Annotated in this window: 8 protein-coding genes and 1 pseudogene; all 9 read left to right on the top strand. The window is 47.5% G+C overall.

The window, feature by feature from the left end; genetic code table 11:
• A partial coding sequence (locus tag ACJMLT_RS07175) for an ATP-binding cassette domain-containing protein (protein ID WP_405728693.1) occupies positions 1 to 460 on the top strand: 460 nt, incomplete at its 5' end.
• A gap of 182 nt (positions 461 to 642) precedes the next feature.
• Positions 643 to 2,879 (top strand): annotated as a pseudogene (gene feoB / locus ACJMLT_RS07170) (ferrous iron transport protein B).
• A 12-nt stretch (positions 2,880 to 2,891) separates the two neighbouring features.
• Complete coding sequence (locus ACJMLT_RS07165; RefSeq protein ID WP_405728690.1) at positions 2,892 to 3,026, top strand: hypothetical protein; 135 nt, start codon at positions 2,892 to 2,894, stop codon at positions 3,024 to 3,026.
• Positions 3,027 to 3,165: 139 nt separating this feature from the next.
• Positions 3,166 to 3,387, top strand: a complete 222-nt coding sequence (locus ACJMLT_RS07160) for a FeoA family protein (protein WP_405728687.1) — start codon at positions 3,166 to 3,168, stop codon at positions 3,385 to 3,387.
• 83 nt (positions 3,388 to 3,470) lie between these two features.
• Positions 3,471 to 5,483 carry a ferrous iron transporter B gene (locus ACJMLT_RS07155; RefSeq protein WP_405728684.1) on the top strand — a complete coding sequence of 671 codons (2,013 nt, stop codon included), beginning with the start codon at positions 3,471 to 3,473 and terminating at the stop codon, positions 5,481 to 5,483.
• A 17-nt stretch (positions 5,484 to 5,500) separates the two neighbouring features.
• Positions 5,501 to 5,653: a FeoB-associated Cys-rich membrane protein gene (locus tag ACJMLT_RS07150; protein WP_405728681.1), complete on the top strand. Its 153-nt coding sequence runs from the start codon at positions 5,501 to 5,503 to the stop codon at positions 5,651 to 5,653.
• 124 nt (positions 5,654 to 5,777) lie between these two features.
• On the top strand, positions 5,778 to 6,722 hold the full coding sequence (locus ACJMLT_RS07145) for a D-aminoacyl-tRNA deacylase (RefSeq protein ID WP_405728678.1): 945 nt from the start codon (positions 5,778 to 5,780) through the stop codon (positions 6,720 to 6,722).
• Positions 6,723 to 6,998: 276 nt separating this feature from the next.
• A complete protein-coding gene (locus ACJMLT_RS07140) occupies positions 6,999 to 7,259 on the top strand; it encodes an HPr family phosphocarrier protein (protein ID WP_405728675.1) in 261 nt (86 codons plus the stop codon).
• Between the two features lie 2 nt (positions 7,260 to 7,261).
• Positions 7,262 to 8,028 (top strand): phosphoenolpyruvate-utilizing N-terminal domain-containing protein (locus tag ACJMLT_RS07135; protein WP_405728672.1); only part of this gene is annotated, 767 nt, incomplete at its 3' end.

Raw genomic sequence — 8,028 nt, 5'->3', positions numbered from 1 at the left:
CCTGACCCCCAAGGAATTCGGTGCCTTTCTGGCGGATTTTTATCCTGATTTTGACAGGGAGTATTATGAAAAACTGCTGCGTTTCTTCCAATTAGAAGAGAAGCCCATCAAGAAAATGTCCAAGGGGCAGAAGGCAAAGGCAGAAGTGGCGGCAGGCATGGCGAAGAAGACGAAGATCCTGATCATGGATGAACCCTTTATCGGCAAGGATATGTTTACCCGACAGGATTTCATGCAGGCATTGGCGGGCAGTCTGACGGGAGAGGAAACCATTTTCATCACTACCCATGAGATCGATGAGATCGAAAATTTCATCGACCGCGCCATCATCCTGAAGGATTGTAAAATCGCTGCCGATGTGCAGATGGACGAACTGAGGGAGCAGGGAAAAAGCCTGAGCGGATTGATGAAAGAAGTGACCGGCTATAAAGAAGGAAACTTTACAGACCTTCTGGCATAAACTGCATAAAGAGGAAAAGGGCTGCAGGCGGATTTTCGTCGGCAGCCCTCTTTTGTTTATGCAGAGGGAGGAAAGTTAGTTTTGATTTACTGATTTCGTTGACAGATTTGAGTTAGTCATGGTATACTTTTTTGGAAAAATTTTCGGATTTCGACAGAATTTTTAGAATAGAGGGATTTATCATGACTTTGAACCAGCTTCCCATCGGAAAAGAGGCTGTTATCACAAAGGTGGGCGGAGAAGGCGCGCTGCGCTGCCGTCTGCTGGATATGGGGCTTATCCCCAAAACAAAGGTAACGATCACAAAGGTTGCCCCCATGGGCGACCCCATCGAACTGCGTCTGCGGGGCTATACCCTGACCATCCGCATGGATGACGCAAAAAACATTGAAATTACAGAGGAGGGCAAGGTATGATTTTTGCTCTGGCAGGCAATCAGAACTGCGGCAAGACCACGCTGTTCAACCAGCTGACAGGCTCTAACCAGCATGTCGGCAATTTTCCCGGCGTTACGGTAGACCAGAAGATCGGCGAAGTGCGCGGGGAAAAGAACTGTTCTGTGGTAGACTTGCCCGGTATTTACTCCATCCGCCCTTACACGGCAGAAGAAATCGTGACAAGGGATTTTATTTTGAACGAAAAACCGGATGGGATTATCAATATTGTCGATGCAACCAATATTGAACGAAACCTGTATCTGACACTGCAGCTTATCGAAATGCATATCCCCATGGTGCTGGCACTGAATATGATGGACGAAGTGCGTAACAACGGCGGAACCATCGATGTACAGAAAATGTCCGAAGAGCTGGGCATTCCTGTGGTTCCCATCAGTGCTGTTAAGAATGAAGGGATTGATGAACTGATGCAGAATGCCCTTCGTGTGGCAAAGCAGAAGGAATATCCCAAGATCTATGACTTCTGTCCTTCCGGCCCCGTACATAGATGTATTCATTCCGTGTGCCATCAGATCGAAGACCATGCGGAAAAAGCAGGCATCCCCGTTCGTTTTGCGGCAACAAAGCTGATTGAAGACGACGCTGATATCGCAGAAAAGCTGGAATTGGATCAGAACGAACTGGAACTGATCGAACACAGTATCATCCAGATGGAAGAAGAGCATGATATGGACAGAAATGCGGCTTTGGCAGATATGCGGTATGATTTTATCGAAAAAGTATGCAGTACAACGGTTATCAAACCTCAGGAAAGCAAGGAACATCTGAGAAGTGTGAAGATCGACAGTGTGCTGACCCATAAATATCTCTCCATCCCTATTTTTGTCGGGGTGATGTTTCTGGTATTTTATCTGACATTCAACGTGATCGGTGCGTACCTCAGCGATCTGCTGGCAGTTGGCATTGATGGGATCACTGCTATGGTAGATACGGCCCTTACGAATTATGGGATCAACCCAGTGGTGCATAGCCTTGTCATCGATGGCGCCTTTGCCGGTGTGGGCAGTGTGCTCAGCTTCCTGCCTATTATCGTAGTACTGTTTTTCTTCCTGTCTATTCTGGAGGACACAGGCTATATGGCTCGTATTGCCTTTGTAATGGACAAGCTTCTGAGAAAGATCGGCCTTTCCGGCAGAAGTATCGTCCCCCTTCTGGTTGGCTTTGGCTGTACCGTTCCTGCGGTTATGGCGACCAGAACCCTTTCTTCCGAAAGAGACAGACGTATGACCATCATGCTGACACCGTTCATGAGCTGTTCCGCAAAAATCCCTATCTATGGTGTGTTTTCAGCAGCATTTTTCCCGGAACATGCGGCACTGGTGATGATCGGTCTGTATCTGGCGGGGATCATCGCAGGGATCATTGTTGCGCTGATTTTTGATAAAACAGTATTCCGCGGCAATCCTGTTCCTTTTGTCATGGAACTGCCCAACTATCGTTTTCCTTCCGCAAAATCCGTGCTGCTGCTGATGTGGGATAAGGCGAAAGACTTCCTGCAGAGAGCGTTTACGGTTATTTTTGTGGCGACTATCATCATCTGGTTCCTGCAGAGCTTTGACAGCCGTCTGAATGTGGTAACAGACAGCGCGGACAGCCTGCTGGCCATGATCGGTCAGTGGCTGGCACCTTTGTTTGCACCTCTGGGCTTCAATGACTGGAGGATCCCCACAGCTCTGATTACAGGTTTCTCTGCAAAAGAAGCGGTGGTAAGTACACTGGGTGTTCTGCTGGGTACATCCATGGAAGGTCTGGAAACAGCACTGGGTACTTTGTTCACACCTGTTTCTGCCATCAGTTTTCTGGTGTTCACTCTGCTGTATACCCCTTGTATGGCGGCTGTTGCAGCGGTGAAACGAGAACTGGAAAGCGGTTTTCTGGCGGCATGCGTTGCGCTGATGCAGTGCGTGATCGCGTGGATCGCAGCTTTTGGGGTATATCAGGTTTTGTCCCTGTTCTTCTGACGAGGTGAGCGGATGGGCATTCTGGATTATATCATTCTTGGCATTGTGGCAGTGGCCTTTCTGGCGGCGGTGCGCCATCTGAAAAAGAATGGCAGCGGTTGCGGCGGATGCAAGGGCGACTGCATGAATTGCAGCAAAAAGAAATAAACATCAGGAGTATCTCGAAAAAGGGATGCTCCTTTTTTATTGGAATTTTTATGAAAAATATAGTTGACAGATAGGAGTTAGTTGTGGTAAACTTCATATAGTTAATTAAGGCTAACTTTTATAAAGGAGCGTGTTATATATGAGTTTATTAGCAGCAAGAGACGGCGTAGAATATACAATCCACAATATCATTACAGAAGATGCAGAAATGGACGCATTCCTGTTTTCTCTGGGGTGCTACAGCGGCGAACCCATCACAGTGGTAAGACGTGTGAAGGGCGGCTGCGTGGTATCCATCAAAGACGGCAGATATACCATCGACAATCTTTTGGCAGAAGCGATCGAAGTAAACGTAATGTAAGTGGTGCCTTTCGCACCACATCATTTTTGTATAATAGTTAGTCAAAACTAACTTTAGAGAGTATGATTCAGGAGGAAAAGAAAATGAGAATTGCTTTGACAGGTAACCCCAACAGCGGCAAGACCACCATGTTCAATGCCCTGACAGGCAGAAATGAACGAGTAGGCAACTGGGCGGGTGTTACAGTAGATAAAAAAGAAGCGCTGATCAAAAAGAGTTTATACGAAGGAAAAGAAGAACTGGTAGCAGTTGACCTGCCCGGTGCTTATTCCATGTCTCCCTTTACAGCGGAGGAAAGCGTGACAAGTGCTTATGTAAAAAATGAAAAACCCGATGTGATCATCAACATCGTAGATGCAACAAATTTGAGCAGATCCCTGTTTTTCACAACACAGCTGATGGAACTGGGTGTTCCCGTGGTGGTTGCGCTGAACAAGAGCGATGTAAACGAAAAGAGGGAAACAAAAATTGATACAAAGATGCTTTCCGAAAAACTGGGCTGCCCTGTGATCAAAACAGTTTCTACTGCAGCAAATGATACAGGTCTTCAGGAAGTGGTAAAAACAGCGGCTTCTCTGTACGGTAGAGAGCAGAAAGCACCCTTTGAACAGGAGAATATCGATCTGACAAACAAAGCGGCGGTCACAAAAGCGGACAGAAATCGTTTTGCTTTTGTAAACGAAATCGTGAAATCCGTTGAAACAAGAAAAGTACAGACAAACGAAATCAGCAAACAGGATAAGATCGATGCGATTGTGACAAACCCTGTTGCAGGTATCATCATTTTTGCAGCCATCATGTTCCTGGTGTTTGATATTTCCCAGTCCACCTTCGGGCCTTTTCTGGCAGATACACTGGTAGGCTGGATCGAAGGTTTCCAGGAAATCGCCGCAGGTAGACTGGAAGGCGCATCTCCCTTCCTGCAGGCGCTGGTGCTGGATGGCATCATCGGCGGCGTTGGTGCAGTAGTAGGTTTCCTGCCTCTGGTTATGGTGATGTATTTCCTGATGGCGCTGTTGGAAGACTGCGGTTATATGGCGCGTGTTTCTGTCGTGCTGGATCCCATCTTCAAAAAGGTTGGTCTGTCCGGTAAATCTGTGATCCCCTTTGTGATCACAACAGGCTGTGCCATCCCCGGCATTATGTCTGCCCGTACCATCAAAAATGAAAGAGAAAGAAGAGCAACAGCCATGCTGGCACCTTTTATGCCCTGCGGTGCAAAACTGCCCGTCATTGCCCTGTTTGCAGGCGTATTCTTTGCGGATGCATCCTGGGTGGGTACACTGATGTACTTTGTGGGGATCGCCCTGATCTTCTTTGGCGCATTGCTGGTAAATAAAATCGCAGGTCATAAGGCAAGAAAATCCTTCTTCATTATGGAACTGCCCGAATATAAAATTCCCAGTCTGAAGAGAGCATTCCTGTCCATGCTGTCCCGCGGGAAGGCGTATATCATCAAGGCAGGTACCATCATTCTGGTATGCAACACAGCGATCCAGATCATGCAGGCTTTCAACTGGAAACTGGAACTGGTTGCAGAAGGCATGGAACATACTTCCATTTTGGCTTCCATGGCATCTCCCTTTGCCATCGTGCTGATCCCTCTGGGCTTTGGTGCATGGCAGCTGGCGGCGGCAGCCATCACAGGCTTTATTGCAAAAGAAAACGTCGTTGGTACTCTGGCAGTTTGCTATGGTATCACAAACTTTATCGATACAGAAGAACTGGCACTGATGGGCGGTGCAAACGAAGTGGCAATGGCTATGGGTCTGACAAAGGCGGCGGCACTGGCGTACCTGATGTTCAACCTGTATACCCCTCCCTGCTTTGCGGCACTGGGTGCTATGAACTCTGAGATCAAAGATAAAAAATGGCTGGCAGGCGGGATCGCCCTGCAGTTTGCAACAGGCTTCACAGTAGCATTCCTGGTATACCAGATCGGTACACTGATCACAACAGGTTCTCTGGGTACTGCGTTCGTTCCCGGTCTGATGGTTGTGCTGGCGATCATTGCAGTGATCGTTTCCCTCATCAGAAAAGCGGATAAAGGCATTGCAGCTGAATATGCCCTGAAAGGCGCAGTAAAGAACGTATAATATAAGGAGGGTTTCCTATGACAGATCTCATTATTGGGCTGCTGGTTGCAGTGACTGTTGGAGCGGCTTTGCTTTATATCAGAAAAGAAAAAAAGAAAGGTGCAGTCTGCATCGGTTGTCCCAATGCAGGCAGCTGCGGAAAAAGCAGATGCTCCTGCCATATGGAATAAAAGAAAAGATCGTGTCCCCTGCGGAATGGCAGGGGATATTTTTTGTGAAAAAGCATTGTACTAAAATAAGTACAATGCTATACTGGATAGCAAATATGATTTTGCGAAGGATGAGGTGTTCCAGATGGGAAGAAAAGCGGTTTATTATATCAATAATGACAAAGACTTTGGCTATGTAGCATATCATGTGTGGGAGATCCTGCAGGAGGAAGGCTATTTTACAGAAAAAGCGGGCATCCGATTCGATGGGCAGGAAGTTATGAAGCATGTGGATGAAGCAGGAGACGAATTTTATTTTGTGCCTACCCATAAGGCCATCTGCCTGCAGTATCAGGAAAGATTGGATGAAATGAATAAATACTTTGCTGATGCAGATATTTCCGGTATGGTGACTTGGCATGAAGGTGCCCATGCGCTGGAAAAGGTGCTGACCGTCCATTCTCTGGGGGATGTGAACAGCGGCAATTATGGCGGCGCAAAGCCCAGATACATGCGAAACCTGATGCTGGCTATGGACGAAAACAGAAAAGAATTGGGTCTGGATGATTTTAAGGTAGTAACGGAAGCGACCCATTGGTCCGGCGTTCACAATGAGAAAGGCGATCCTACACTGCTGAACAGATACCCTGTTCCCATGATGGACATTGAAGTAGGGAGTGAACCGGAAAGCTGGGAAAATAAAGAGGCCTGCCGTGTGCTGGCTCGTTCCCTGACGAAAATTTTCAAGGATGACGGCAGAACTGTACACAATCTGCTGTGTGTAGGCGGTGTTCATTTTGAACCAAATTTTGCAGAAGCGGTATTTGCCAAATGGGGAGAAAAAGAAGCCTTTGGCGTGACCCACATTCTGGCGAACCAGTGGCTGGTAGCAGGGGAATATGAAAACGAAACAGGGGTGGAACGGGCCTCTCAGTGTATCGATGCCATCGAAGGCGGCATTGACGCCATCTTCTTCCATGACAAGATGAAGGCCTGCTATAAAGATCTGGTAAGAGCCCTGGGGGCAAAATACAATGTACCTATCTATAAGCACCAGAGATTGAGAAATCCGGAAACATTAGAATGGTAAATAAAAAGAACCCTTTCGGGTTCTTTTTATTTAGAGAGATGATAGAGGATATTTTGAGTTTATTATAGTAGAGGGGTTAATATGAGGAGATACATACAAATGCTCTCCATTGGTTAGTTAAAACTAACTCACAAAGCAATCATACCACGACAAGGAGATGTTGTCAAGGAATTCCTAGTAAAATAATGTGAAAAATGAAAAAATTTGATATACGGATTCATAATTCTGCCACGGCGGGAAAGAATAAGGAAAATCGGAATTTTGGAGGTAGATCAGATGATCCAGAGACAGGTGGTTTTGAAGAATAAAACGGGGCTTCATGCCCGACCGGCATCAAAAATCGTGGCTTTTGCAAAGGAACTGCCCTGCAGGGTATATATGGAATATGAGGGGAAAAAGGCGGCGGCAGACAGCATCCTGCAGATCTTATCTCTTGGGGCAAAAGAAGGCAGTGTATTGCTGCTTTCCGCCGATGGGGAAGGAGATAAACATTCTGTGGAAAAACTGGATGCCTTTCTGCAGATTCTGGAGGGATGAGCATGGAGGAGATCAGAGCGGAACAGGGAACTTCCAAGGGGATCGCCGTGGGAAAGGCATTTTTAGTAAAAGCCCCCGATCTGGCGGCAGAAAGGCGGGAGATCACAGCGCAGGAGGCAGATCGGGAAAAAACAGCCTTTCGCCATGCGGTGGAAAAGGCCAGAGAGGCGCTGCGTCCTTTGGCCAGAGAAAATGCCGTCTTTGCGGCGCATCTGGATATGGCGGAGGATGAAACGCTGATCGACGGCGTAGAGGAAAAGATTTCAGAGGGGAAATGTGCTCAGTGGGCACTGGAACTGCAGATGGAGGAAACCTGCGGGTTATTGGAAAGTCTGGAAGATGCCTATCTGCGGGAGAGGGCGGCAGATGTACGGGATGTCTGCCGCAGGATCATGGCCTTTCTGAAAGGGACGAGGGAAGAGCCGTTTCAGGATATTCGGGAAGAAGTCATCCTTTTTGCTGAGGAACTGAGCCCTTCCGATACAGCTAAAATGGATTTTCGTTATATCAAAGGCATGGTGACTGCAAAAGGCGGCAGCACCAGCCATGTGGCCATTTTAGCTCGCAGCCTGGAGATCCCTGCCCTTTTCGGCATGAGGGATATCCTGGAAAAGGTTGCGGCAGGGCAGGAAGTCATTCTGGATGGAGATGGAGGAAAATTGATCCTGTCTCCCGATGACATGACTCGAAGGGTCTATCAGGAAAAGCAGGCGGCGCAGCGGGAACTGAAGCAGAAACTGAAGGAAATGAATCGTCTGCCTGCGGTAAC

Source organism: Anaerotignum sp. (genome assembly GCF_045122575.1).
Lineage (GTDB): Bacteria > Bacillota > Clostridia > Lachnospirales > Anaerotignaceae > Anaerotignum_A.
Note: the sequence above shows the minus strand (reverse complement) of the source record. Positions and strands in the feature narration are given on the sequence as shown.